The 25,912-nt window shown below is 72.7% G+C and carries 17 protein-coding genes and 2 pseudogenes; 9 read left to right on the forward strand and 10 right to left on the reverse strand.

Features of this window, described 5'->3' with window-relative positions:
- Positions 1-45: 45 nt before the first annotated feature.
- From ACIQPQ_RS27775 to ACIQPQ_RS27785, 3 genes are all read right to left on the reverse strand, one after another.
- Positions 46-1,917, reverse strand: a complete 1,872-nt coding sequence (locus ACIQPQ_RS27775) for a serine/threonine protein kinase (RefSeq protein ID WP_401308800.1) — start codon at positions 1,915-1,917, stop codon at positions 46-48.
- Between the two features lie 314 nt (positions 1,918-2,231).
- Positions 2,232-3,194 (reverse strand): threonine/serine dehydratase, encoded by a 963-nt coding sequence (locus tag ACIQPQ_RS27780; RefSeq protein ID WP_401308803.1) that lies wholly within the window; start codon positions 3,192-3,194, stop codon positions 2,232-2,234.
- Between the two features lie 191 nt (positions 3,195-3,385).
- Entirely contained in the window at positions 3,386-4,780 is a 1,395-nt protein-coding gene (locus ACIQPQ_RS27785; protein ID WP_401308806.1) for a CAP domain-containing protein, read from the reverse strand.
- Positions 4,781-5,271: 491 nt separating this feature from the next.
- Between ACIQPQ_RS27785 and ACIQPQ_RS27790 the strand changes: the two genes are divergently transcribed.
- Positions 5,272-7,074: a M4 family metallopeptidase gene (locus ACIQPQ_RS27790; protein WP_401308809.1), complete on the forward strand. Its 1,803-nt coding sequence runs from the start codon at positions 5,272-5,274 to the stop codon at positions 7,072-7,074.
- Between the two features lie 109 nt (positions 7,075-7,183).
- On the opposite strand, the gene ACIQPQ_RS27795 is transcribed toward ACIQPQ_RS27790, so the two are convergent.
- The 4 genes from ACIQPQ_RS27795 to ACIQPQ_RS27810 all read right to left on the reverse strand — a co-directional run bounded on the left by ACIQPQ_RS27795 (position 7,184) and on the right by ACIQPQ_RS27810 (position 13,841).
- Positions 7,184-10,210, reverse strand: coding sequence for a helix-turn-helix transcriptional regulator (locus ACIQPQ_RS27795; protein ID WP_401308812.1), 3,027 nt, complete (start codon positions 10,208-10,210; stop codon positions 7,184-7,186).
- Positions 10,211-10,324: 114 nt separating this feature from the next.
- Positions 10,325-10,678 (reverse strand): UBP-type zinc finger domain-containing protein, encoded by a 354-nt coding sequence (locus ACIQPQ_RS27800; protein ID WP_383777442.1) that lies wholly within the window; start codon positions 10,676-10,678, stop codon positions 10,325-10,327.
- Entirely contained in the window at positions 10,675-12,171 is a 1,497-nt protein-coding gene (locus ACIQPQ_RS27805; protein WP_401308816.1) for an ATP-binding protein, read from the reverse strand. The genes ACIQPQ_RS27800 and ACIQPQ_RS27805 overlap by 4 nt, the downstream gene beginning before the upstream one ends.
- On the reverse strand, positions 12,168-13,841 hold the full coding sequence (locus ACIQPQ_RS27810; RefSeq protein ID WP_401308819.1) for an FAD-dependent oxidoreductase: 1,674 nt from the start codon (positions 13,839-13,841) through the stop codon (positions 12,168-12,170). Before ACIQPQ_RS27810 ends, ACIQPQ_RS27805 begins: the two co-directional genes overlap by 4 nt.
- Before the next feature lie 145 nt (positions 13,842-13,986).
- Here ACIQPQ_RS27810 and ACIQPQ_RS27815 point away from each other — a divergent pair.
- Positions 13,987-14,133: pseudogene (locus ACIQPQ_RS27815) on the forward strand (transposase); the annotation flags it as partial.
- 150 nt (positions 14,134-14,283) lie between these two features.
- On the opposite strand, the gene ACIQPQ_RS27820 reads toward ACIQPQ_RS27815, so the two are convergent.
- The gene (locus ACIQPQ_RS27820) at positions 14,284-15,153 is read right to left on the reverse strand and encodes a TetR family transcriptional regulator C-terminal domain-containing protein (protein WP_401308822.1); all 870 of its coding nucleotides are present in this window, start codon (positions 15,151-15,153) and stop codon (positions 14,284-14,286) included.
- Positions 15,154-15,182: 29 nt separating this feature from the next.
- Entirely contained in the window at positions 15,183-16,586 is a 1,404-nt protein-coding gene (locus ACIQPQ_RS27825) for a flavin monoamine oxidase family protein (protein WP_401308825.1), read from the reverse strand.
- A gap of 203 nt (positions 16,587-16,789) precedes the next feature.
- Here ACIQPQ_RS27825 and ACIQPQ_RS27830 point away from each other — a divergent pair, with 203 nt between their 5' ends.
- The 6 genes and pseudogenes from ACIQPQ_RS27830 to ACIQPQ_RS27855 form a co-directional block, all read left to right on the forward strand.
- Entirely contained in the window at positions 16,790-18,334 is a 1,545-nt protein-coding gene (locus ACIQPQ_RS27830) for an APC family permease (RefSeq protein WP_401308828.1), read from the forward strand.
- 68 nt (positions 18,335-18,402) lie between these two features.
- The gene (locus ACIQPQ_RS27835) at positions 18,403-19,806 is read left to right on the forward strand and encodes an aldehyde dehydrogenase family protein (protein WP_401308831.1); all 1,404 of its coding nucleotides are present in this window, start codon (positions 18,403-18,405) and stop codon (positions 19,804-19,806) included.
- An 88-nt stretch (positions 19,807-19,894) separates the two neighbouring features.
- On the forward strand, positions 19,895-21,997 hold the full coding sequence (locus ACIQPQ_RS27840) for an acetate--CoA ligase family protein (protein WP_401308834.1): 2,103 nt from the start codon (positions 19,895-19,897) through the stop codon (positions 21,995-21,997).
- The gene (locus ACIQPQ_RS27845) at positions 21,994-23,148 is read left to right on the forward strand and encodes an acyl-CoA dehydrogenase family protein (protein WP_401308837.1); all 1,155 of its coding nucleotides are present in this window, start codon (positions 21,994-21,996) and stop codon (positions 23,146-23,148) included. Before ACIQPQ_RS27840 ends, ACIQPQ_RS27845 begins: the two co-directional genes overlap by 4 nt.
- 65 nt (positions 23,149-23,213) lie before the next feature.
- Positions 23,214-24,227 (forward strand): NAD(P)H-dependent flavin oxidoreductase, encoded by a 1,014-nt coding sequence (locus tag ACIQPQ_RS27850; RefSeq protein WP_401308840.1) that lies wholly within the window; start codon positions 23,214-23,216, stop codon positions 24,225-24,227.
- Positions 24,197-24,504, forward strand: a pseudogene (locus ACIQPQ_RS27855) (IS5/IS1182 family transposase); the annotation flags it as partial. The gene ACIQPQ_RS27850 and the pseudogene ACIQPQ_RS27855, both read left to right, overlap by 31 nt.
- Before the next feature lie 15 nt (positions 24,505-24,519).
- On the opposite strand, the gene ACIQPQ_RS27860 reads toward ACIQPQ_RS27855, so the two are convergent.
- Complete coding sequence (locus ACIQPQ_RS27860) at positions 24,520-24,882, reverse strand: VOC family protein (protein WP_401308843.1); 363 nt, start codon at positions 24,880-24,882, stop codon at positions 24,520-24,522.
- Positions 24,883-25,022: 140 nt separating this feature from the next.
- Between ACIQPQ_RS27860 and ACIQPQ_RS27865 the strand changes: the two genes are divergently transcribed.
- On the forward strand, positions 25,023-25,898 hold the full coding sequence (locus ACIQPQ_RS27865) for a universal stress protein (protein WP_401308846.1): 876 nt from the start codon (positions 25,023-25,025) through the stop codon (positions 25,896-25,898).
- Positions 25,899-25,912 lie beyond the last annotated feature (14 nt).

Consider the following 25,912-nt stretch of genomic DNA (forward strand, 5'->3'; position numbering starts at 1 on the left):
GCGGGCCGGTGCGCCCGGTGCGGTCCTGGCGCACCGAAGGCTGTCTCAGGCCGCCCGGTCCTCCGCGGCGCGCGCACCGGCGGCCCGGCCCGCCGTGACCCGCGTCCCCGTCGTCCGGTCTCCGGCGGCCGAACCCGCCGCGCGGTCCGCGGACTTGCCCTTGCCGGCGGCCCCGGCGCCCGTGTCGGCGTACGGGTCGAAGGTCGCCAGGAAGGCGTCCAGGGCGTCCCGGTTGGCGCGGTCGTCCCAGTCGTCGGCGGGGGTCGTCCAGCGCAGCGAGAACCCGCCCTTGCCGGGGCCCAGCAGGAAGCCCCGCCCGAAGGTGCGCACCGGGACGCCGTCGACCTTCGACAGCCACTCCATGTCGGCCGCCTCGAAGCCCTGGTAGGTGGTCGCCTCGATGTCGCCGAGGCGCCGGAAGCCCTCGATCTCGCGGAGATTGGGTTCGACGTCCTCCCGCCAGATGGCGACCGGGTCCGGGCCCACCGTCACGCTGGACGTCACCGCGAGCGTCCGCGGATCGCCCTGCGCGCCGAAGGTGACCCGGTAGGAGCCGTCGGCGGCGCGCGCCGTCTCCAGCGCCTTCCAGCCCTTCGGCAGGGCGACCGCGAAGCCCTCCGGCGAGGTGAAGACCTTGAACCCCTGGGGCAGACCCCCGCCCGAGGGCGTGGGGCTCGGCGTGGCGCCGCGGGACGGGGTCGGCGAGCCGCTCGGCCGGTCCGGGCCCGGCGACGCGGGCGCGGGCGAGGACGGCGCCGGGGTGACCGGGGCCGGGGCGGGCGGCGCGCTCGCCCCGCCCGCGGCCCCGTTGCCGTTGCCGGGGCCGCCGGTCGGCGGCAGCGTGGCGGACGGCCGGGCCCGCGCGTCCCCGGTGGAGCCGCCGCCCAGTCCGGGGAGCTGCCCGGTCGCGGCCAGCGCGGCGGTCGCCACCAGGACGACGGCCAGCGTGGTGCCCACCGCGACGGCCCGCCCGCTCCACCGGCCGCCGCCGGGCCCGCTCGCGGTGAACGCCCGCCGCACCCCCGCCCCGGCGCCCCCGGCCGGCTCCTCGTCGAGGACGCGTTCCAGCGCCTCCCGCACCTGCGGCCGGGTCATCCGCTCCCGCGAGTCCTTGCGCAGCAGCCCGAGCACCACCGGACCGAGCGACGCGGCCCGCAGCGGGGTGCGCAGCGGCAGCCGGTCCACGCCGCGCAAGGTGGTCTCCGGCCGGTCCCGGTCCCGGTACGGCGGCCGTCCCTCCAGCATCGTGTAGAGGAGCGCTCCCATCGCCCACAGGTCGGCGGCCGGCCCGATCCGGTCGTTGCGGGCCTGCTCGGGAGAGGCGTACGCCGGTGCCGCCAGCCGGGGCACGAGCGTGGCGCCCGCGATGCCGAAGCCGGTCAGCACGGCCGGACCGCCGCCGGTGGGGACGAAGATCTGACCGGGGCTCAGTTCGCCGTGGGTGATGCCCTCCTCGTGCGCCACCTCCAGCACGTCGAGCACGTCCAGCGCGATCTCGGCGGCCCCGGCGGCCTCGAACGGCCCCTTGCGGTCCATGAGCTGACCCAGCGGCGGGCCGTCGATCGGCTCGGTGACGGTCCACAGCGAGCCGTCCTCCGCGACCGCGTCGAGCACCGCGGCCACCCGGCCGGGGCAGAGCCGGGCCATCGTCGCGGACACCCGCACCACCCGCTCGGCGGCCAGCACCGCCTCCTCGTAGCCCATGCCCGCGGGCAGGCCGACACGTGTGACCAGGCAGGTACGGGCACCCCCCGACGCCGCGCCCCCTGCGTCTCCGGCGGGCTCGCCGTGCCCGGTGTACTCGGCGTACTCGGCGTACCAGCTCACCCGGTTGGTCTCGCGGTGGACCACGTCCAGGAGCCGGTAGCGACCGGCGACCAACCCGTGCGTGGAGACGTGCGCCTTGACCATGGTCATCCCTCGCTGAACCCCGGCTCTTCACCTTTCCCCTAGATACGACCGCGGAGTGCGGATCTGTTCAATGGGACCGGGACTCCCGCGCGATTTCTCTGCCCCGCCCGGAAAAGCGGGCGGAGCCGCCGGGAAAAGAAATCATTTCGGCCGGTGCGCAGGAGTGACCATTCGAGCATTCGAGGCCGTCATCCGTGCGCTGACCGGCCGCTCCGCCCCCTGGTGTAACCCGCGGTAAAACACCGCGCGGCCTCAGGGGAAACGCTCTCCAACGGTGTTGGTCTATTCCAAGGCGCGATGCCCGGCGCGCATTTCCGGACTCAGCGCACGCCGAAACGCTCGACCCAGGACGCCATGTCGCCGGTGGTGGCGTTGCCCCCGCAGATCACCAGGCCCAGCCGGACGTCCCGGCCGTCCGCCTGTTCGACGATCCGCCGCGCCGCCGGGACCAGACAGCCCGCGGCGGGCTCGGTCCACACCTTCGCGTGCTCGGCCAGCTCCACACAGCCGCGCACCGCCTCCCGGTCCGGCACCACGAGCACGTCCTCCACCAGCGCCGCCACATGGTCGTACGTCAGCCGCGACACCGCGGGCGCGCTCAGCGTCGTCGAGATCGACGACACCTCGACCGGCACCGGACCGCCCGCCAGCAGCGCTTGCGACATCGCCTCCGCGCCCTCGGTCTCCACCCCCCAGACCCGCACACCGGGCCGCAGTGCCCGCAGCGCCGCCGCCACCCCGGAGATCAGCCCGCCGCCGCCCACGCTCACCAGGACGTCCGTCAGCTCGTCCGCGTCCCGCGCCAACTCCAGGCCGACTGTGCCCTGACCGGCCACCACGACCGGGTCGTCGAACGGGTGCAGCAGCGTCAGGCCCTCGTCCCGCAACGCGTTCACCAGCGAGAACGCGCTCTCCATACCGTCCGTCAGCCGGACCGACGCGCCCGCGTCCTCCGCGATCTCCACCGCCCGCGCGGGCGCCGTACGCGGCATCACGACCGTGGCCTTCACCTCGAGGGCGGCGGCCATCACCGCCACCGCGATCCCGTGGTTGCCGCCGCTCACCGCGACCACCCCGGCGGCCCGCTCGGCGTCGGTGAGCGAGAGCAGCTTGGCGGTGGCCCCACGTGCCTTGAAGGAGCCGGTGCGCTGGAGCAGCTCCAGCTTGACGGTGACCGGGACGCCCAGCAGCGTGCCCAGACCCGGGCTCGGGAGGGTCGGGGTGCGGACGACGTGCCCCGCGATCCGCTCCGCCGCGCTGTCGATGTCCGAGATGCCGATCACGACGTCCACCTTTCCGGCGCGCCGTTCCCGCACGCCGCGCCGTGATCAACCCTTCCTCCCGGAGCGGCCCAGGTCAACCGGCGTCCGACGGGGGAGACGGCGTCCGCGAGAGGCTGGCTGGGGGCTGGGGGCTGGGGGCTGGGGGCTGGGGCGGGCGGGGGCAGGGGCCGCGGCGGCGCGGGTGCCGGGGGCTATCCGCCGAAGAGCTGGGTCCAGTACGTGCCCGCCGGGCCGCCGCCCGCGTAGCCGACGCCGAGGTGGGTGAAGTCGGGCTTGAGGATGTTGGCGCGGTGGCCGGGGCTGTTCATCCAGCCCTCGACCACCTCGGCGGCGGAGCGCTGGCCGCACGCGATGTTCTCCCCGATCGACCGGTGCGCCGCCCCGGCCGCCGCCGCCCGGTCCCACGGCCGGGTGCCCTCGGGCGAGACGTGGTCGTAGAAGGCGCGCTCCGCCATGTCCGTGCTGTACGCGCGGGCCGCGACACCGAGCCGGGCGTCGACGGCGAGGGGCCGCAGCCCGGCCCGCGCCCGCTCGCGGTTGGTCAGGTGCAGCACCTCCGCCTCCGTGCGCGCCAGACCGGACGGCGTCAGCGGGCTCGCCCAGACGGCCGTCCAGTAGACGTCGCGGCCGCGCGGGTCGGTGGCGTGCGCGAGACCGACGTGGGTGAACGCCGGGTCGCGGAGGGTGCGGTGGGCCCGGTCGGTGCGCAGGCAGTAGTCGACGAACCCGGCCGCCGTCCGCGGACCCGAGACGAGGTGCTCGCCGACGGCGAGATACCGGTACCCGGCGGCCGTCACGTGCTGGTGGAGCGAGACGCCGTCCGCGCCCTCCGAGCCGAGCCGCCCGGCCGCGGCCGTGGCCGACACGTGCGCGCGGGCCGCCGCCGTCAGCCGGGGATCGAACGAAACCGGCGCCGAACCGACCGCCGCGCGGGCGGAGTTGACGGGGCCGAGGAAGCCGTCCGGATCGGCCGCCCGATCGGGTGCGGAACGCGCGGATGCCGGACGGGCCGGTGCCGAGGGCGCGGACGTCGGGCGTGCGGGGGCCGGGCGGGCGCGGGGCGGGGGAGCGGTCGGCGGGGGAGCGGCGGGCGGCGGAGCGGTGGGCTCCTCGGTGACGTCGACGCCGAAGTCCCGTGCCAGTCCGGCCAGTCCGTCGGCGTAGCCCTGGCCGAGCGCCCGCAGTTTCCAGCCGCCGCCCCGGCGGTACACCTCCGCCAGCAGCAGCACCGGCGCCCGCAGGGTGGGCGGCGGTGCGAACCGGACCAGCGGACGGCCCCGGCCGTCGGTCACCGACAGCGCCGGAACCGGCGACGCACCGGGCCGCGCGCCCGGCGCGGACGCGGCGGCCACGACCGTCACCCGGGTCGCCCCGGCCCGCAGCCGCCCCGGATCGAGGGTGAGGCTGTCACCGCGCAGGTGCGCGCCGGGGGCGGTGGGCTGGTTGTAGAACACGAAGTCCGCGTCGCCGCGCACCCGCCCGCTGTCGTCGGTGACCAGCGCGCACACGTCGAAGGGGCCGGGCACACGGACGGTCAGGACACCGTCGGGCAGGGCGACATTGCCGCCCGGAACCAGTTCCTCCACCCCGCCCGACCTCCCCGAGTCCTCGGCACGCGGTCCCCACCGCGCCCCCTGACCCGACAACGTCCGGACGGGACCACCGGTTCCGGACCGCCATACGCCGACCGCTGGACGCCGCCCGCCGCATGCCGCCCGCTGGACGTCGCACGCCGACCGCCGCACGCCGTGAGCCGCCCGTCGCTCCCGACGGGCCGCGGCCCGGCCGGTGCGACATCGATCACATCCTCATCGCGGAACCCTCTGGCGATCCGTCACCTCTCCCTGTGCGGCACACGATCGGTCACCCGCCGGTCGTCGGCCGGTCCCAGAACGGCGTGATCCGCCGGATACAGGCACGAACGCGTCGTAAAGCGTCCAGAATCAGCTTTACATGCACATGCCTTCTCCGTAAGGGTGGGCGCTTCAGGGGCCGGACCGGCCCCGGGGCGCCCATGAGCGCCCTGCCGCACGGCGGTCGGGCGACCCGGCCGCTAGGAACGAAGGAACCCTCACCAGTGCGGAGAGCACACATACGCACCCTGGCGGTCGCCGTCGCCGTGACGACGGCCGCCACGGGCCTGGCCGGCACGGCCTCCGCGGCCCCGGCCACCGGACGGCCCGGCACCGCCGCCACGGCGGGCACCACCGCCACCGCGTCGGAGACGGCCGTCGTCCGCGCGGCCCGCACCGCCGCCTTCGCGCACGCCGCCGCCACCGGTCTCGTCCGGGGCGACGCACTGCGCGTGCAGGACGTGCTGATCGACCCGGAAGGCGCGCGCCACGTCCGGTTCGTCCGCACCCACCAGGGGATGCCCGTCCTCGGCGGCGACCTCGTCGTCCACCTGGACCGCGCCCTCGCCTACACGGGCGTCACCCGCGCCGCCGACCACACCGTCGCCCCGGCCGCCGCGCGCGCCGTCCTGACGGCCGGTCAGGCCGAGGCGAAGGCCGCCGCCGTCGCGCGGGGCGAGGCGGCCGCCGCCGAACTCGTCGTCGACGCGCGCGGCACCACCACCGCCCTCGCGTACCAGGTCCGGGTCACCGGCAGCGACACCACCGAGGCCGGCGGCTCCCGCACGGTCGTCGTCGACGCGCTCACCGGCCGCGTCCGCAGCAACGTGCCCGACCAGGAGGAGTTCGTCTCCCCCCGGCTGCGCGACGCGCTGCGCGCGCACGGCGACGCCCTCGACCCGCAGACCGGCACCGCCCCGGCCGCCGGACTGACCGCGGCGCCCCCGGCCGGTGCGGCGGCCCGCTACCCGGCCACCGCCAAGGGCACCGGCGCCTCCCTGTTCGCCGGGAAGGTCGCGCTGACCACCACCCGCACCGCGCGCACCAGCTACCTCCTCAAGGACCCCACCCGCTGGGGCACCGAGACCCGCGACGCGAAGAACCAGGAACTGGAGAGCTTCGCCCGCGGCAAGAAGATCACCAGCACCACCAACAAGTGGGGCAACGGCGCCGTCTCCAGCCGCGTCACCGCCGCCGTCGACGCCCAGTACGGCGTCACCAAGACCCTCGACTTCTACAAGAAGACGTTCGGCCGCAAGGGCATCGCCAACAACGGCAAGGGCGCGCGGGCCCTCGTCCACTTCGGCAAGAAGGTCGGTAACGCCTTCTGGGACCCGGCCTGCGGCTGCATGCTGTACGGCGACGGAGACGGCGTCTTCCTCAAGAAGCCCCTCGTCGTCCTCGACGTCACCGGCCACGAGCTGACCCACGGCGTCGTCGACGCCACGGCCCGTCTGGAGCCCACCTTCGTCGACGCCGACGGCTACCAGTACGGCGAACCCGGCTCCCTCAACGAGTCCCTCGCCGACATCTTCGGCTCCGCCGTCGAGTTCAGCGCGAACAACCCGAAGAACCCGCCGAACTACCTCGTCGGCGAGAAGCTGGGCCTCGACCAGAGGTTCCTGCGCCGCCTCGACAAGCCGTCCCTCGACGTGCTGGAGGGCGCCATCGACTACTGGTCGCCCGCCGCCGACGACGCCGAGGTGCACGCCGGTTCCGGGGTCTCCTCGCACGCCTACTACCTCCTCGCCGAGGGCAGCGGACGCAAGAAGATCGGCAGCGTCACCTACAACTCGCCCACCTACGACGGCGCCCCCGTCAAGGGCATCGGCCGGACCAAGGCCACCGCGATCTACTACCGCGCGCTCACCCGGTACATGGTCTCCACGACCGACTTCCACGACGCGCGCGTCGCCACCCTCAAGGCCGCGAAGGACCTGTACGGCGCCACCAGCGCCGCCTACAAGGCCGTCGACCGGTCCTGGGCCGCGGTCAACGTGACCGCCGCCAACACCCCGAGGCGCTGACCCCGGCACACCCCCTGGGCCACGACGGGACCCGCCCCACGGCCGGGTCCCGTCACAGCGGCCACCGCGGCTGCTCGCGGCGGCCCCTCACAGCGGCTACGGCGGCCCGTCACAGCAGGCCGTCCCGGTGGGCGACCGACACCGCCTCCGTCCGGGTCGACGCGCCGAGCTTGGCCAGGATGTGCGAGACGTGCACGCTGGCCGTCTTGCCGGTGATGAACAGCGTCTCCCCGATCTGGCGGTTGCTGCGACCCTCCGCGAGCAGCCGCAGCACCTCCTGCTCGCGGGCCGTGAGCCCGGCGGCGCCCGCGCGGTCCGCCGGGGCCGCCACCAGCCGCCCCCGGCGGACCAGCGCGTCCACCCGCTCCACCAGTGGCGTCGCGCCCAGCTCCACGGCCGTCTCCCGCGCGGCGCGCGCCGCCTCCGCGGCCTCCTCGCGACGGCCCGCCGTCAGCAGCGCCTCGGCCAGCCGCACACGGCACCGCGCCCGCTCGTACACGTCGCCGAACGCGAACGCGTCCACCGCCGCCGCCCAGAACTCCGCGTCCGGCTCGCCCGCAGCCCGCGCCCGCTCGGCCTGTGCGCGCGCCAGCCAGGCCAGCCCCTCCGGCCCCTGCGCGGCCCCGCACCCGACGTCCTCCCGCGCGCCGGGGTCGCCCCCGCCGTCGCGGTCGTCCCGGGCACCCGGCTCGCCCTTGTCCTCCGTGCGGCTCCGGCCGTCGCGCAGGGCCACCGACCGCGCCAGCGCGCACAGCGCGTCCGCCTCCGCCGACCAGCGGTCGGCCGTCGCGCCGTCCCCGGCGAGCCGGGCCGCCACCGCCGCGTCGGCCACCGCCGCCAGCGCCAGCGCGGCCAGCCGCACCGCCACGTCCGGGGGACCGCCCGCGCCCTCGCTCAGCGCCGCGACCGACGACCGCGCCCGCGCCACCGCCTCCGCGGCGTCGCCCCGCAGCGCCGCCGCGTCGGTCAGCGCGATCCCCGCGACCAGCGCCGCCATCCAGTCGAAGGCGCCCGCCACCAGCGCCCCCGCCCCCTCCTCCGCGCCCGCCTCGCCGCGCGCCAGCCGGACGTACAGCGCGGGCGCGAGCGCGTACCCGCCCGACGCGGGCAGGGCGGCCAGGTCGGTCTCCGCGGTCCGCAGACACTCGTCCCAGCGGCCCAGCGCGTACATCAGCAGCAGTTGCAGATACCGCATCTCCAGCGGGTACGGCGACGACAGCAGTCCCGCCCGCCGGGCCCGCTCCAGGCCCTCCGCGAGCCACGGCAGGCACTCCTCCAGCTCACCCGCCTCGTAGCATCCGATGGCCAGGTTGAACAGGGCGCGCATCTCCACCGGCGCGTGCCCGGCGTCGCGGGCGAGGTCGCGGGCCTCCCGCAGCCGGGTCCGGCCCTCCGGGCTGCGCCGCCCGCCGCCCTCCAGGGTGGCCAGCGAGATCAGCAGGTCCGCGCGCGCCGCCGTCACCTGCAGCCGCTCCGCCACCGGCAGCGCCTCGCGCGCCACCCGCAGCGCGGTCGCGTCGTCCCCGACCTGACGGGCCGCCAGCACGTGGGTGGCCGCCGCCCACACCCAGGTCGGCGACGGCGGGTCGGCGGGGATCATCGCCAGCGCCTCACTGCTGTACGCGAACGCGGCGGCCAGGCTGTCGACGCCGATCAGGTTGCCCGCCAGCGTGTACCGCACGCGGGCGCCCAGCTCGGAGTCGGCGTTCTGTCCCACGCCCGCGAGCGCCGCCCGGGTGAGGGACACCGCGCGGTGCGACTCCCCGGCGTGCGCGGCCGCCGCCGAGGCCCGCAGCATCAGCGTGACCCGCTCCACGCCCTCGCCCGCGGGCCGCCGTTCCCCGTCGACCGCGGGCCACAGGTCGAGGACGGTCTCCAGATGCCGCAGCTCCTCGGCGGGCGCCCCGACGCGCTGGGCGTGGTCGGCGGCCTCCAGGGAGGCGGCGAGCGCCTCCGCCGGGTCATGGCTCTCCCGGTAGTGGTGGGCGCGCTCGGCGGCGGTCTCCGCGCGGTGCCCCCGGCCCGTGAGCAGCCGGGCGAACGCCCCGTGCAGCCGGGCCCGTTCACCGGGGAGGAGATCGCCGTAGACCGCCTCGCGCGCGAGGGCGTGCCGGAAGGCGTACGTGTCCCCGGCGCCCGCGACCAGCAGCTGGCGGCCGACCGCCTCGCGCAGCGCCGCCTCCAGCTCGTCCTCCGGCAGCGTCATCGCGTCCCGCAGCAGGTCGTGCTCGACGCGCCGCCCGGCCACCGACGCGGTGCGCAGCACCTGCTGGGCGGTGTCGGAAAGCTGCTCGACGCGGATCATCAGCAGGTCCGCCAGCCCGCTGGGCACCCCGCCCGCCTCCGCGCCCGTCGCGGCGGTCAGCTCCTCCGCGTAGAACGCGTTGCCCTCGGCGCGCTCCACGATGCGGCGGACCGTGGTCTCCGGCAGCGGGCGTTCCTCCAGGGCGCGCACCAGTCGGGCCACGTCGGCGTCGGCCAGGGGCCGCAGTTCCAGCCGCTCCACGCCCGGCAGCCGGACCAGCTCGGCCAGCAGCGGGCGCAGCGGATGGCGGCGGTGCAGGTCGTCGGCGCGGTAGGACGCGAGGACGGTCAGCCGGTGTGCGGGGGCGCCGCCCGCCGGGCGCTGGAGGACACCGCGGCTGAGCAGGAAGCGCAGCAGGTCGCGGGAGGACTGGTCGGCCCAGTGCAGGTCCTCCAGGACCAGCAGCAGCGGCGCCGCCTCCGACAGGTCCGCCAGCAGCCCCGCGATCCCCTCGAAGAGCCGCAGCCGCCCGTCCACGTCCCGCGCGGCGCCGTCCGGGCCCGCGCCCAGCAGCCGTTCCACCACCGGATGCGCGGCCAGGACCGGCGCGAAGCGCCCGTCGGCGGCCAGCACGCCGAGGATCTCCGTGAACGGCAGATACGGCAGGCCCACGTCACCGAGGTCCACGCAGTGCCCGGTCAGCACCGTCGTCCCGGCGCGCGCCGCGAGCGCGGCGACCTCGTCCAGCACGCGCGTCTTGCCGACGCCCGCGTCCCCGGCGACCAGGACGGCGCGCGCCTCCCCGGCGCGGGCGTGCGCGAGCACGGCGCGGAGCCGGGCGACTTCCTCGTCCCGGCCGATGAACGGGCTGGCGAACGCGATCTGGGGCACGCCCCCATCCTGGCACGCGCCACCGACACAGCGTCCCTGAGCAGCGGTTCGGCCCGCCCGGCGCCCGTCCGGCGCACCGCGATCCCCGGCACGGGCGGGCCGGGGATCGACCGCTCAGCGGTTGAGGAGGCGCGTCCAGTCCGCCGGGACCCGCCCGGCCGGTCCCGGCGTCGGCTGGTCGGCCGGGTGCGCGGCGGGCGGCGCCAGGTCGGGGCCGGACTCGTACAGCTCGTCGCCGTCGTAGTCCCAGAACCAGGACTCGCCCGGCTCGAAGCTCTGCACCAGCGGGTGTCCGGTGCTCTTCCAGTGCGCGGTGGCGTGCTGGGCGGGCGAGGAGTCGCAGCAGCCGATGTGTCCGCACTGGGCGCAGCGCCGCAGGTGGAACCACCAGCCGCCGCCCGCCTCGCACTCCACGCAGCCGGTGCCGCTCGGCGCGCTGCCCGGGTCGACGCCGTCGATGTCGGTCATACGGTCTCCTCGGCGCTCTTGCCCTCGGCGGGCCCGGAATCGGGGTCGGAGTCGGAATCGGGGTCGGGGTCGGTCAGCGGGAGCAGCACCTGGAAGCGGGTGTCGCCCGGCTCGGACTCGACCTGGAGGCCGCCGTGATGCTTGTTCACGACGATCCGCCAGGAGATGTCCAGGCCCAGCCCGGTGCCCTCGCCGACCGGCTTGGTGGTGAAGAACGGGTCGAAGATCCGGCCGCGGACGTCCGCCGGGACACCGGGGCCGGTGTCGCGGAACTCCACGAGCAGCCGGTCGCCCTCGCGGGCCGTACGGACCGTCAGGGTGCCGTCCTCGCCGGTGCTGCCGATGGCGAAGACGGCGTTGTCGATGAGGTTCGTCCACACCTGGTTCAGCTCCGCCGGGTAGGCGGGCACCGGCGGCAGCGTGCGGTCGTAGTCCTTCACGACCGTGATGCGGGGGCCGAACTTCCCCGACAGCATCAGCAGGGTGCTGTCGAGGAGTTCGTGGACGTCGACGACGCGGTGCGGGGCCCGGTCGAGCTGGGAGTACTGCTTGGCGGCGTCCACGAGGTGGGAGATGCGGGTGGTGGAGTCGCCGATCTCGTCCATCAGCAGCTCGGTCTCGACCGTGTAGTTGAGCCAGCCGACCGCGCTCGGCAGGATCTCCTCGTCGACGGCCGCCGCGACCTGCTCCAGCCAGTCCACGTCCAGCCCCGCCTGCACGAACGTCGGCGCGAGCCGCCAGGCGTCCGGGATGCCCCGGTCGTCGAGCCAGTCCGTCAGCTCGTCCTCCCGGTCGGACGCCTCCAGCGGGCTCAGCACGGTCGCCTTGGCGACGCGCTCCGCGGTGCGCTCCTGGATGTCGATGAGCCCGGCGAGCACCTCGGGCGCGTAGGCGCCCTGCGCGATCACGGCCAGCTTGTGCCGCATCTTCGCGATGCGTTCGCGCAGCGTCGCCGTGGCCCGTACGGCGGCGGCGGCCGGGTTGTTGAGTTCATGGGTCAGCCCGGCCGACAACGAGCCGAGGGCCAGCAGCCGTTCGCGCTGGCCGATGGCGCGCTGGGTGCTCTTCGCGCCGAAGAACAGCCCCTCCAACAGGTGCGCGGCCATCGGGAACCACTCCTGCATGATGTCCGCGAACGACTGCGCGGGCAGCACGAAGAACCGGGTCGGCTCGGTCACCCGCATCGAGTTGTTGTAGACCTGCGGCACCCGGTCGCCCAGGTAGGCCTGCATGGCGCCCGAGTACACGCCGGGCTGCGAGGTGCGGCTGACCTCGACGTCGTCGCCGCCGACCCGGCGGTACAGCACGACGGTGCCCTCGATCATCACGTAGAAGCAGGTCGCCGGGTCGCCCTCGGTGTAGACCGGGCCGGGCTCGAAGCGCTCCACCCGCCCCTCGGCGCACAGCCGCCCCAGCTGCTCGGGGGTGAGCTTCTCGAACAGGAACAGCGAGCCGATCTCCCGCGGGTCGCAGGGCGGCACCCGCCCGGTCACGACTGCTCCAGGTAACGGTGGACGAGCATCACGGCCATGGCTCCCTCTCCGACGGCGGACGCGACCCGCTTCGCGGACTCCGCGCGCGCGTCGCCCGCCACGAACACGCCGGGAATGTTGGTCTCCAGGTGGTACGGCGGCCGGTCCAGCTCCCACTCCGCCGGCGGCCGCCCGTCCGGCGTCAGGTCGGGCCCGGCCAGGATGAAGCCCCGCCCGTCCCGCAGCACCGTGCCGTCCAGCCAGCCGGTCAGCGGGGCCGCGCCGATGAACACGAACATCCACTGCGCGTCGACCAGCTCGGTCGCCCCGCTGTCCACGTCCCGCAGCGTCAGCTGCTCCAGGTGCTCGTCCCCGTGCGCCGACTCCACCACGGTCCGGGCGCGCACCGTGATGTTCGGCGCCTCCTCGATCTGCTGGATCAGGTAGTACGACATGGACGCCGCCAGGGACTCCCCGCGCACCAGGAGCGTCACCGACTTCGCGCCGCGCGCGAGGTACATCGCCGCCTGGCCCGCCGAGTTGGCGCCGCCCACGATGTACACGTCCTGCCCCTGGCAGGAGGCGGCCTCGGTGAGCGAGGAGCCGTAGTACACGCCGCAGCCCGTCAGGTCGTCGCAGCCGGGCGCCGCCAGCTGCCGGTACGACACACCGGTGGCGAGGATGACGCTGTGCGCGGCGACGGCCGACCCGTCGGAGAAGCGCACCACGCGCGCGCTGCCGTTCACCTCCAGGCCGGTCACCTCGCGCGCGGTGAGGATCTCCGCGCCGAACTTGTGCGCCTGGCGGCGCGCCCGGTCGGTGAGCTGCCCGCCGGACACCCCGTCGGGGAAGCCCAGGTAGTTCTCGATACGGCTGCTCTGCCCGGCCTGGCCGCCGGTCGCCGACCGCTCCACCAGCACCGTCCGCAGCCCCTCGGAGGCGCCGTAGACGGCCGCGCCGAGCCCGGCCGGGCCGCCGCCGATCACCACCAGGTCGTAGAACTCGGCGGCCGGGGTCGTGGCCAGCCCCACGCGCGCGGCCAGCTCCGGCGGATCCGGCTCGACCAGCGGGGCGCCCTCCGGGGTGATCACCAGCGGCAGCCGCTGCCCGTCCGCGCCCGCCGCCTCCAGCAGCCGCCGCCCCTCGGGCTCGTCCGCGGAGTACCAGCGGTAGGGCACCTGGTTACGGGCCAGGAACTCCCGCACCTCCGAGGAGCGCGCCGACCAGCGGTGCCCGACGACCTTCGTGGCGGGCACCGGACGGTGGTCACTGGCCCGCCAGGCGGCCAGCAGGTCGTCCAGGACCGGGTAGAGCTTCTCCTCCGGCGGGTCCCAGGGCTTGAGCAGGTAGTGGTCCAGGTCGACCACGTTGATCGCGTCGATCGCCGCGTTGGTGTCGGCGTACGCGGTCAGCAGGACCCGGCGCGCGCCCGGATAGACGTCGATGGCCTGTTCCAGGAACTCGATGCCGTTCATCTGCGGCATCCGGTAGTCGGCGAGGATCACGGCCACCAGGTCACCGCGGAGCTTCAGCTCACGCAGCGCCTCCAGCGCCGACTCGCCGGATTCGGCGCGCACGACGCGGTACCCGGCGCCGTAGCGGCGCCGCAGGTCACGGGCGACGGCGCGGGAGACCCCCGGGTCGTCGTCCACGGTCAGAATCACACTTGCGGTGGACCTCTCAGGTGCCATAAAACGACCGTACGTGACGGGGAGGGGCCACGGCGACGGCAACGGCGATCCGGACAGCACGTGAGCGCTTGCGGGCAGGCGACCACCAGAGCCCGTACGCGCCCTCGCCGAGCACGGCACCGCTGGTGCCGCATCGGCGACCGGGCGCCCGCAAGGCGGCGGGACGCGGGACACGCCTGATGAGACGCTATTCGCAGCGATCATCTACGTTCTGGTCAGCGGATGTGCCTGGCGGGCGCTGCCACCGTGCTTCGGGATATCGAAGTCGACGGCCCACCGCGGGTTCCGGGTTCCGAGATGCACGTCCTGCCGGACGCGGGCGGACTGCCCCTCATCGTCGGCCCATGCGGGCGCGGGTAACGTCTCCACCCACAACGTCTCAGCCCGCGACATCCCACCCTTACAGAAGGAATGCTTTATCCCAGACGTTCTCTCACGACCTTCAGGTGAGATCGATGTGCGGTTCGAAGGACCGCAGCAGAAGCGAACGCATCCGGTCCGGCTGCATCGCAGTCGAATTGGCGAGAATCTGGATCGCCAGGCCGTCGACCATCGCGGTGAATTGGTCGGCGAGTACTTCGATGTCCGCCTCGGGCGCCAGACTGTGTTCGGACCGGCACTCGTGGAGCAGTTCCACCACGACCCGATACCAGCCCGAGTAGATCTGCTGCTGGGCAGGCCGCAACCCCGGTTCGAGCATCGCCTGGTTCCAGAATTGGATCCACACCGACCACTCGTCGATGTCATCGGCAGTGAGAGGCAGCTGTACCTCGATCAGGCGGCGCAGCTTGTCACGTGCGGAACTCGCCCGGCCGAACTCCTCGTCGAGCCGCGCGCGGAACCGCTGGGCGTAGTACTCCAGCGCGGCGTGCAACGTGGCTTCTTTGCTCGGGAAGTGGTAATGCACCGTCGCAGTACTGGTCCCGCAGTAGCGGGCGATGTCCGAGACGCGCACGTTGTGATAGCCGCGGCGCGCGATGAGCGCGGTTGCGGCCTGGAGGATCTGGTCTCGCCGCTCCTGTGCCGTCACCGGCTGCGCCCGGTCGCGCCCGTTCTCGGGCGGAAGAACGGGCGCGGGACCGGATCCCTCGGTCAGATAGGCCACCGATACGCCACAGACCTTCGCGATCGCGGTGACCTCCTCGTCACGCAGCCGCCGCGTCCCGCGCAGCGCCTTGGACAGGGCGGTCGGATCCATCCTGATGCGGTGGGCGAGTTCGCGCTGGGAGAGCGCGGCAGCCTGGATCGCCGTCCGTACCCTTGCCGGCAGATCGGCAGACGCGGATGCCGGCCGGTTCTCCATCGTGGTCATAATCTGGCAAGTATGTCAGGCACGGTGGTTCACCCCGAATGCCTTGCGCTCTCCGCGGCATTCAGCGCGCTGATCACCTCGTCCGCGGCACGCTCGCCCGACGAGATCGCCCCGTCGATGTAGCCGTTCCACACCGATGCGGTCTCGGTCCCGGCCCAGTGGACACGTCCGGACGGTTCCCGCCACCCGTCCCGCCCGTAGGCGGTCCAGCCGCCCGGGGTCACGAAACACTCGTAGCCCCCGATGGTCCAGCCTGTCCGGGGCCAGATCTTCTCGACGTAGCCGATCGGTTCCCCCGCTCGTGCTCCGACCACGGCGGACAGCGCGGTCAGTACGTCGCGGCGGCGTTCGGTGTCGCCCGAGGCGGCCCAGCGGTCGAGTCGGTCGCCGTACACGAATGCGACGAGCACTCCGCGCGAGGCGTCCTCGGGAGAGTTGTCGAAGACCACGCCGACGGGGTTTTCACCGTAGAACGTCGCGATCCCGGAGCGTCCGGCCGCGCGCCAGAAGGGTTCGTCGTAGACGGCGTGTACCTTCGCGACCCGACCCATCGGTGAGTGGCGTATCCAGCCGCGCCGCCCAGGTGGCAGAGCCGGGTCGAACGTCATGCGCTCGACCGCTGCCGGGGGCACGGTGACCACGGCTCGCCCAGCGCGAACGACCGTACGGCCGGTGAATGCCTCTACCCCGTGTGCGGTCTGCCGGATCGACAGCACGGGCTCCTCCAGCCGGATCTTTCCCCTCAGTGACTTCGCGAGCGCTCGGGCCACCGCGTCCGCCCCATCGGAGAACCGGGCGTCCTGCGCGCAGCCGCGGGTCTCCATCAGTTGCTCGTACCCACCGCCCGACGCCAGATAGAACAACACGTGGAAGAAAGAGATCTCACGTGGTTCGGCGCACCAGACGCCCTGAACGGCGAGCGCCAGCCGACGGAGAGCGTCCGCGTCGTCGGTCTGCTCGCGGAAGAAGTCCTCGGCCGACCGGGCATCGAATTCCGCGAACTGCGGGGTGGCCCAAGGCCGGTCGAGGTCGACGGTGCCGGCGAGATCGTCGAGCATCGCGGTCACGCGTGCGTATTCCGCGATCCCGGGGCCGGTGTCCGGTGCGGCGCCCGCGTAGTCCACGCTGGTGCCGTCGTCGCGGATTTCGATGTGCAGACCGGTTTCCCAGGTCGGGAATGTCGAGCAGCCGAACCGGGCCGCCAGCGCGTGGAAGCGTCGCTGACTCGGCCCGATCCACTGCCCTCCATGGTCGATGCGCACCCCGGACGGACTCATCTGGCTGAATACGCGACCGCCCACCCGGTCAGCGGCTTCGAGCACGACAACGTCGATCCCGGCGTCAGCAAGCCGCCACGCGGTGGTCAGTCCCGCGTATCCGGCGCCCACGACCACGACCTCGGTGTCGACGGCAGAAATCTCTTGTGTGGTCACAGCTGCCACTGTGTCGCAAGATTGACTGACGAGTCAATGCATTCAGAAAGTTGCGATCCACGTCTTGACGGCGCCCCGCGCCATGGTCAGGCTGATTCGCAGATCAGTCGTTGCGCTTGGTTGTTCATGCCTGTAAATCCCTAAGATTGGGAGTAGCGATGACCCGAAGATCGCAATATCGACAAGATCCGGATCTTGCCTCTGTGCAGGAACTCCGCCGCGACACGGAGGGGATCGACACCGAGCCTTCCGACAAGGGCCTCCGCTCCGGCGCGCTCGGCATGGCCACGAGCGTGATCCTTGCCGTGGCGTCCGCGGCGCCTGCCTACAGCCTCACCGCGACTCTGGCTTTCGTCGTCGGGTACGTCGGCTTCCAGGCCCCGGCCGTGGTCATGCTCGCCTTCGTCCCGATCCTCTTCGTCTCCTTCGGCTATGCCGCGCTCAACCGGCGTGATCCGGACTGCGGCACGATCTTCACCTGGGCCTCGCGCGTTCTCCATCCGAACCTCGGGTTCCTGGGCGGTTGGGCGATCATCGCGTCCTTCGTCCTCGTCATGGGCAGCCTCGCGCAGGTCGCCGGGCAGTACGTGTTCCTGCTGGCGGGCGCGGAAGGTATCGGTTCAGCTCCGGCGGACTGGCGGGTGCTGCTGGCCGGGCTCGGCTGGCTCGTGCTGATGACCCTCATCTGCTATCGCGGTATCGAGATCGCGGCCGCGGTGCAGCGTGCCCTGTTGTTCCTCGAGTTCGGCATGCTTCTGGCGCTGTCCGTCGTCGCGCTCGCCCGCGTCTACGCCGGCACCGCGCCGACCGGGATGCACCGGCCGCAGCTGTCCTGGCTCAATCCGTTCGAGAGCGGATCCCTGAGCGCGTTCGTCAGCGGCCTGGTGCTCATGCTGTTCATCTACTGGGGATGGGAAACAGCGCTCACCGTGAACGAGGAGACCACCGACCGGCGCCGCATTCCCGGCCGCGCCGCGACCTGTTCCACGGTTCTGCTGGTGACCCTCTACCTGATCGCCACCTTCGCCGCGATTTCCTTCGCCGGCATCGGCGACACCGGGATCGGCCTGAACAACCCGGACAACTCCGGCGACGTCCTGTACGCCTTCGGCACCGCGGTGTTCGGGGCGAGCGGTTTCGGCTCGGTGCTGTGGCACCTGCTGATCCTCATGGTCCTCACATCGGCAGCCGCCTCGACGGAGACGACCGTGCTGACCCTGAGCCGCACCATGCTGTCGATGGGCGATCAAGGCGCGCTCCCTCGCGCGCTGGCCCGGGTACACCCGCGATTCCGCATTCCGCACGTCGGAACGATCACGGTCGGTGTCGTCGGCGCGGTCGTGTACGTCGCGATGAACTTCCTCGGCCACGGTCTCGTCATCGGCGACGCGGTGTCTGCCTGCGGGGTGATGATCGCGTTCTACTACGGGCTCACCGGCCTCACCTCCGCCTGGGCGTACCGCGCCCAGTGGCGCGCCGGTGCTACGGATCTCTGGCTGCGCGTCATCTTCCCCATGGTCGGCGGGGTTGTCCTGCTCGCCGCGGGGGCCTGGAGCCTGGTCCACGCATGGAATCCCGCGGAGAGCGGCACCAGCTGGTCTCTCCCGTTCTCATCGGGAACCCGCGTCGGCGGCACGTTCGTGGTCGGCACCGGAACGATTCTCCTGGGACTGCTCGCCCTGCTGATCTGCCGACGCCTGTACCCCGACTTCTTCCGACGTCGTACTGCTACCGCATCCCAGGACTGAGTTCAGCCTTCCTTCACCGCGGCCTTCCATCCCGCTTCTTGCACTCCCCACCGTGAGGTTGGTTCCCAATGGCCCTCTCTGGCGTGAGACAGCCCGCCTATCGGGTTGTCGATCCCGCAACCGGCGAGCCGGTCCGGTCTTTCCCGTGCGCCACCGACGCGGAGGTCGACGAGACTCTCAACGCCGCGCACGCCGCGTACCTCGGCTGGCGCGACCGCCCCGTCGCCGAACGCGCGCATCTCGTCCGCCGAGCGGGGGCCGCGCTGCTCCATCGTGCGCACGAGCTGGCCCGGACCATGCGCCTGGAAATGGGTAAACCTCTCTCCGAAGGGGTCGAGGAGATCGAGTACTGCGCGTCGATTTTCGACTACTACGCGGACCAAGGACCTGGACTCGTTGCGGACGAGGAACTTCCGTCCCGCGGTGAAGGTCGTGCGATCGTGCAGTCCCGCCCGATCGGGCCCCTGTTGGGCATCATGCCCTGGAATTACCCGTGCTATCAGGTGGTGCGATTCGCTGCCCCGAATCTGGTACTGGGCAACACCGTGATCATCAAGCATGCCGAGTCGGTTCCCCTCACCGCGCGCACGCTCGAGGAGGTCATGCTCGACGCCGGTCTGCCCCGTGGCGCCTACCTCAATGTGTTCGCCACCCATGGGCAAATCAGCTCCCTCATCGCCGATGTTCGCGTCCAGGGCGTCTCGCTGACGGGATCTGAACGCGCCGGGTCGGCCGTCGCCGCAGCCGCCGGCCGGCACCTGAAGAAATGCGTGCTCGAACTGGGCGGCTCGGACCCGTTCATCGTGCTCGACTCCGCCGACGTGGCCGCCGTGGCAGCCCTGGCATGGCGCACGCGCATCCACAACAACGGGCAGGCATGCACCTCGAACAAGCGCATGCTGGTGATGGCGGACATCTACGACGCGTTCGTCGCCGCGCTCGTGGCCGAGGCCGACGCCGTCGACAGCGTCACGCACCCGCCGATGGCCTCCCGCCCGGCGGCGGAGACCCTCGCCGCCCAGGTCGACGACGCGGTCGCCAAGGGCGCCCGGCTGCTCGCCGGCGGTGTTCTGGCACGAGACGGGTCAGCTCGCTACAGTCCCGCCGTCCTGGTGGACGTCAGCGAGGGCATGCGTGCCTACCACGAGGAGCTCTTCGGACCGGTGGCCGTCGTCTACCGCGTGACACACGACGATCACGCGGTCGCACTGGCCAACTCCTCCGCGTACGGGCTCGGCGCTGCCGTGTTCAGCGCCGATCCCCAGCGAGCGCGCCGCGTCGCGGACCGGCTGGAGACCGGCATGGTCAACGTCAACACTCCGTACGGAGACGGACCCGAGCTGCCTTTCGGCGGTATCAAGCGTTCCGGCTTCGGCCGAGAACTGGGCCCTACCGGAATGAGCGAGTTCGTGAACAAACGGCTCGTCCACACGGCGGTGGACGCGCGTACCGGGGTGAACCCCCATGCCTGATTCGTTCGACCGTACCGACCCTCGCACCGGCCCGCCCACCCTTCCCGGGCCCGCAGTTTCCGCGCCCCCCGAATCCGGGAGACCGTCCGTGCTCTTCCCCCGTGCCTTCGTCGACCCTTCGTCCGTCGCTGTCGTCGGCGCCACCGAGGACCGTGCCAAGTGGGGCTACTGGCTCGCCGCCGGCGCCCTCGCGGGAGCCGGCCGACGTCGGGTGTGGCTGGTCAACCGCCGCGCCTCACAGGTCCTCGGCCATCCGTGCGCTCCTGCTGTGAGCGACCTGCCGGACACTCCCGAGCTCGTCGTCCTGTGCGTGCCGGCCGAACACGTCCTGTCTGTCGTCCGCGACGCGCTCGCCAAGGGATGCCGCGCGTTCCTGGGGATCACGGCAGGGCTCGGCACAGAGGAGGACGAACTTGCCGCGATGCTGAGCCGCGCGGGCGCGCGGATGGTCGGGCCGAACAGCCTGGGCCTGTTCAACGGCGCCACGAACCTTCAGCTCGCCTGGGGGAATTTCATGCCGGGGAACCTCGCGATCGTCTCGCAGAGCGGCCAGCTCGGCTCCGAGATCGCCGGCCTCGGCGCACGGGCCGGCCTTGGCGTGTCGCGCTTCTGTTCGGTCGGCAATCAGCTCGACCTGGGCGCCGCCGACGTACTCGAATCCCTCGTCGCCGACGAGCACACCACCACGGTGGCGCTCTATCTGGAGAGCTTTGCCGCCGGAGCGCGGATCGTCGCCGCACTGAAGGACCTCCGCCGTGCGGGCAAGCACGTACTGGTGCTCACCACCGGCGCGAGTGAAGGAAGCCGTCGGCTCGCGCGGTCCCACACCGGGTCGATGACCTCGGCGCTCGACGTCGTCGACGCCGCGTGCCGGGCCTCGGGGGCCCTTCGGGTCGCGACGCCACGCGAACTCGTCGACGTGGCCCGCGTTCTCGACGCGACCGCCCCGCCGCTCGGACGCCGGGTGGCGATCATCAGCGACAGCGGCGGCCAGGGTGGCATCGCCGCCGACATCGCCGCCGCCCACGGGTTCGTGGTGCCGGATTTCACCGACGTGCTCCAGGCACGCCTGCGTGCCGTGCTCCCCGCCTCGGCCGCGGTGTCCGATCCGGTGGATCTCGCGGGCGCGGGAGAAGCGGACCTTCAGGTCTACGCGAGGGTCGTCGAGCTGGTGGCCGCCTCAGGTGAGGTCGACTCGATCGTCGTGTCGGGATATCTCGGCTGCTACGGCGAGGACTCGCCGGGCCTCATGAACGCGGAGTTCGCTGTGATCGACCGCCTCGGCCGGAAGACCCGTGAAGCGGCCGAATCACACGTACCCCTGATCGTGCACAGCATGAGTGCGTCCTCACCCGCGGTCGCCCGTATGCGGGAGCACCGCATCCCGGCCTTCGACACCATCGACGCGGCTCTCGGTGCGTTGGGCCGAGCGGCCCGCATCGGCGGGCAACCCGGCCGTCACCCGGCGATCACGCGGAGCCGGGCGGCCGCACCGGCGCCCGGCTACTGGGCGGCACGCGAGTACCTGACGGCGCGAGGCATCGCGATGCCCGACGCGAGACGCGTCACCGATACGGCCGAGTTGCTGGAGGCGTGCAGGACCCTGCGACCACCCCTGGTGCTCAAGGCCGGGTGGATCGAGCACAAGAGCGAACATGACGCCATCAGGACGGGACTGACAGCGGACACCGCTGCGGCGGAGTTCGGCGAGATGCGCGAACGGCTCGGTTCAGGCGACTACGTCGTCGAGGAGCAGGACACCCGGCACGGAGTCGTCGAGATGCTGATCGGCGCACGCCGGGACCGTGACTTCGGACCCACCGTCGCCGTGGGCCATGGGGGAGTACGGGCCGAGCTGTGGCGAGACGTATCCGTCGAGCTGGCACCGGTCGACCGGCGCACGGCGGCCGCGATGCTGGACCGGCTGCGATCGCGCCGACTCCTCGACGGCTGGCGAGGACAGCCGGCGGTCGACATCGAGGCACTGATCGACGCGATCGTCGTCACGTCCGAAGCGATCGCGGCCGACTCCTGTGTCGAGGACATCGAGGTGAACCCGATCCGGGTCGGACCCGAGGGCGCCTTGGCCGTGGACGCACTCGTCGTCTCTCGTACCGCGCCAGAAACACCAGGAACCTCCGGGGTGAACCACCACCGGGAAAACCATGAAGAAGCAGGAGCAATCGCGTGAGCACATCCACTGAACCCTGGCCGCTGACCGATGAGCAGCATTCGATCGTTGAGCTGTGCCGAGAGTTCGCGACGAACGAGATCCGACCCCGCGGCCGCGAGGTCGACGAGCGCGACGTCGAGTCCCCCTTGGACATCTTCCAGGCGGCGGCCAAGGTCGGCATCACCGACTTCATGCTGCCCGAGGAGTACGGCGGTGGCGGATTCACCGATGTCTTCACCCAGTGTCTGGTCCAGGAGCAGATGTGCTGGGGCGACCCGGCGATCGGCAACTTCGTCTGTTCCAACGGCTTCTTCGCCGATCCGCTGCTGGAACTGGGCACCGACCGGCAGAAGGAGGAGTGGCTGCGTCCCCTCGCCGGGCCGAAGCCGCTCTACACCGCTCTGGCGACAACCGAACCGGGGGCGGGCTCCGACGCAGCGTCCATCGTCACGACCGCCACCCGGGTCGACGGCGGCTACTCACTCAACGGCCAGAAGGCGTGGATCTCCAACGCGGGCTTGGCCGACCAGTATGTCGTCTTCGCCAAGACCGACTCCACCGCGCGGTCCTCGGGAGTCACCGCCTTCCTGCTGCGCAAGGGCGTCGAGGGGCTGACTTTCGGAGCGCCGATGCGCAAGATGGGGCAGCGTGCCATCGTCTGCCGCGAGATCTTCCTCGACGAGGTCTTCGTCCCCGAATCCGATCGCCTCGGCGATGAGGGGCAGGGTTTTCGCGGCCTGATGAAGACGTTCGACGTCTCACGCATCGTGCTGGCCGCCGCGGCGACCGGATCGGCGCGCGCCGCCTACGAATACGCGCTCCAGTACGCCCGTGAACGGAACCAGTTCGGCAAGCCGATCATCGAGCACCAAGCCGTCGCCTTTCGACTGGCCGACATGGCGACTCGCATCGAGTCCGCCTGGCTGCTCACACTGCACGCGGCACGTCAACGGGACGCCGGAGCCGACGTCGCCAAGCTGGCCGCCATGGCCAAGCTCCAGGCATCGGAAACCGCGATGGCCGTGACCTGGGGCGCCGTGCAGACCCTCGGTGGCTGGGGCTACTCGCGCGAATACCCGGTCGAGCAGTGGATGCGCGACGCCAAGCTGGAGGAGATCGAGGAGGGCACTTCGGACATCATGCGTCTCATCATCTCGCGCCGCCTCTGACCACGACCTCGGGCGATCCCCTCACGCGGGGCAGCCCGCTTCCCAGCTCTGGCATCAGGAGTGACATGAGCTTCCACAACGAGTTCACGGAGATGTTCGGGGTCGAGCACCCCATCGTGTGCGGCGGAATGCTTGCGGTGGGGACCGCGGAGCTGATCTCGGCCGTTGCGAACGCCGGTGCGCTGGGTTTCCTCAGCGCACTGACCCAGCCCACCCCAGAGGCCCTCGCACAGGAGATCGCGCGCTGTCGTGATCTGACCGACAGACCCTTCGGCGTCAACTTCACCATCCTTCCCACCATCGAGCCGGTGCCCTATGACGAATACCGGGCAGCCATCATCGACTCGGGTGTGAAAGTCGTGGAGACGGCCGGCAGCAACCCGGCTCCGCACCTGCCCGCGTTCCGTGAGGCAGGAGTGAAGGTCGTACATAAGGCCGTTGCCGTCCGGCACGCGCTCAAGGCCGAGGCCCTCGGCGTCGATGCCGTCAGCATCGACGGATTCGAGTGTGCCGGACACCCCGGCCAGGACGACGTCCCCGGCCTCGTTCTGATCCCGGCGGCCGCGCGCAGGTTGCGCATCCCGGTCATCGCGTCGGGTGGCTTCGCCACCGGCAGTGGCCTCGTCGCGGCCCTGGCGCTCGGGGCGTGCGCCATCAACATGGGAACCCGGTTCGAAGCGACCGAGGAGGCGCCGATCCACCCGAACGTGAAGGCGCAGATCGTCGCGAACGACGAGCGCGGCACCCAGATCGTCTTCCGGGAGTTCGGCAACACCGCCCGGGTGGCGCGGAACACGGTCTCGCAGGACATCGCACGCATAGGCGCGCGACCTGGGGCCGCCTTTTCCGATGTCGCCGAACTCGCCTCCGGCAGACGTGGCAGACGGCGGGTGCTCCAAGAAGGCGATGTCGAGGGTGGCATGTGGTGGGCCGGACAGGCCCAGGGCCTCATCGAGCGCGTGGAGAGCTGCGAAACGGTGGTCCGTACGATCGTGGAGGACGCCGAGGAGATCATCCGCGGTCGCCTGCGACGGCAACTCGCACCGACAGCCGATGTGGCCTCGACCGGGGCTGGCTGACCGGTACCAGCGTCCCCGCTGCCGGACAGGGTGTCGACGCCGGAAAGAAGATCGTGGGCCGGAAGCGGAGCATCGTCACCGACACGCTCGGACTCCTCCTCGCCGTCCTGGTCACCTCGTCGAGCACGCCGCGACCCTCGGCACCGACATGCGGATCACCGCCCGCAAGGCCGGGACCAGGGGCTTCACCACGATCCCGAAACGCTGGGCGGTCGAGCGGATCTGCGGCTGGCTCCTGCTCCACCGGCTGCACCAGCGACGACGTGAGAGGTCCCCCCTCCCGGCCGGGGGGTCACCCGGTCCCGGTGCGGCGCGGGCTCAGCACACAGAACTCGTTGCCCTCCGGATCGGCGAGCACCACCCACGTCTGTTCGCCCTGGCCGACGTCCGCAGGGCGGGCGCCGAGGGCCAGCAGGCGGTCGACCTCCGCGCGCTGGTCGACCGGGCGGAAGTCCAGGTGCAGCCGGTTCTTGCCGCTCTTCGCCTCCGGCACGGGCTCGAAGATGATGCCCGGCAGCCGGTCCGGCGCGGGGCGGATCTCGAACTCGTCCGGCTCGTCGTTCAGCACGACCCAGCCCAGCGCCTCGGCCCACCAGCGGCCCAGCGCCACGGGGTCGGCGGCGTCCACGACCACCTGTTCCCATTCCAAGGTCATGACGGGGAGGGTAGTGCGGAAGACTGGGGGCCACCACGCGAACGCCGGGACAGGTGTTCGCCGCGCGCGCGGCGCGTACGGCGGCGGCAGCCGTGGACCGTGCGGCGCGCGCGACACGTACGACACGAGGAGGCGGCGGGATGACGGGCCCGATCACGGCAGGCGTCGACGGGACGGACGAGAGCCGCGCGGCGCTCGCCTGGGCGGCGAGGGAGGCCGTACGGCGGGACGTGGCGCTGCGGGTCGTGCACGCCTGGCGGTTCGAGGAGCACACCGCGGCGGCGGCGGTCGGCCGGGACGTCCAGGAGGCGGGCGCGCGCGAGGCCGTCCGGGCGGCCGTCGAGGACATCGGCGCGCGCCACCCCGGCCTCGCGGTGACCACGGAGGTCGTGGCGGGCGACGACCCGGCCGAGACCCTGCTCGCCGCCGCCGCGGACGCCGGGACGCTGGTGCTCGGCTCGCGCGGCCACGGCGCGGTCGTCGGGTTCCTCCTCGGGTCGGTCGGCCAGCAGGTGGTCGCCGGGGCCCGCTGCCCGGTCGTCCTGGTCCGCGCCGGGGACAGCCCCGCCGCCGAGGTCGCGGGCCACGAGATCGTCGTCGGCCAGGACGGCGACCCCGAGGACAGCGCCGCCGTCCTGCGGTTCGCGTTCGAGACGGCCGCCGCGCGCGGCGCCGCCGTCCGCGCGGTCCGCGCCTGGACGCTGCCGCCGGTCTTCGCCTACAGCCCCGCCTCGCTGAAGCTCCTCGACGACGCGGGCGGCCTGGAGCCGTACGAGCGCAAGGCGCTCGCCGAGGCGCTCGCGCCCTGGCGGGAGCGGTTCCCCGACGTGCACGTCGTGGAGCACGTGGAGATCGGCAGCGCGGGCCAGGTGCTGCTGTCGGTCGCCGGGCGGGCCCAGCTGGTCGTGGTCGGGCGCCGGGCCCGGCGCACGGCGGTCGGCGCGCGCGTCGGCTCCGTCGCGCACGGCGTGCTGCACCACGCGGGCTGCCCGGTCGCGGTGGTCCCGCAGGGCTGAGCCGCCGGGACGTC

This window comes from Streptomyces sp. NPDC091281, from assembly GCF_044757425.1.
Lineage (GTDB): Bacteria > Actinomycetota > Actinomycetes > Streptomycetales > Streptomycetaceae > Streptomyces.

Excerpts from the sequence above, each read along its gene's own strand:
- ACIQPQ_RS27810 (WP_401308819.1), bottom strand. The coding sequence starts at position 13,841 with ATGGCACCTGAGAGGTCCACCGCAAGTGTGATTCTGACCGTGGACGAC.
- ACIQPQ_RS27835 (WP_401308831.1), top strand. The coding sequence starts at position 18,403 with ATGGCCCTCTCTGGCGTGAGACAGCCCGCCTATCGGGTTGTCGATCCC.
- ACIQPQ_RS27860 (WP_401308843.1), bottom strand. The coding sequence starts at position 24,882 with ATGACCTTGGAATGGGAACAGGTGGTCGTGGACGCCGCCGACCCCGTG.
- ACIQPQ_RS27775 (WP_401308800.1), bottom strand. The coding sequence starts at position 1,917 with ATGACCATGGTCAAGGCGCACGTCTCCACGCACGGGTTGGTCGCCGGT.
- ACIQPQ_RS27865 (WP_401308846.1), top strand. The coding sequence starts at position 25,023 with ATGACGGGCCCGATCACGGCAGGCGTCGACGGGACGGACGAGAGCCGC.
- ACIQPQ_RS27800 (WP_383777442.1), bottom strand. The coding sequence starts at position 10,678 with ATGACCGACATCGACGGCGTCGACCCGGGCAGCGCGCCGAGCGGCACC.
- ACIQPQ_RS27850 (WP_401308840.1), top strand. The coding sequence starts at position 23,214 with ATGAGCTTCCACAACGAGTTCACGGAGATGTTCGGGGTCGAGCACCCC.
- ACIQPQ_RS27820 (WP_401308822.1), bottom strand. The coding sequence starts at position 15,153 with ATGACCACGATGGAGAACCGGCCGGCATCCGCGTCTGCCGATCTGCCG.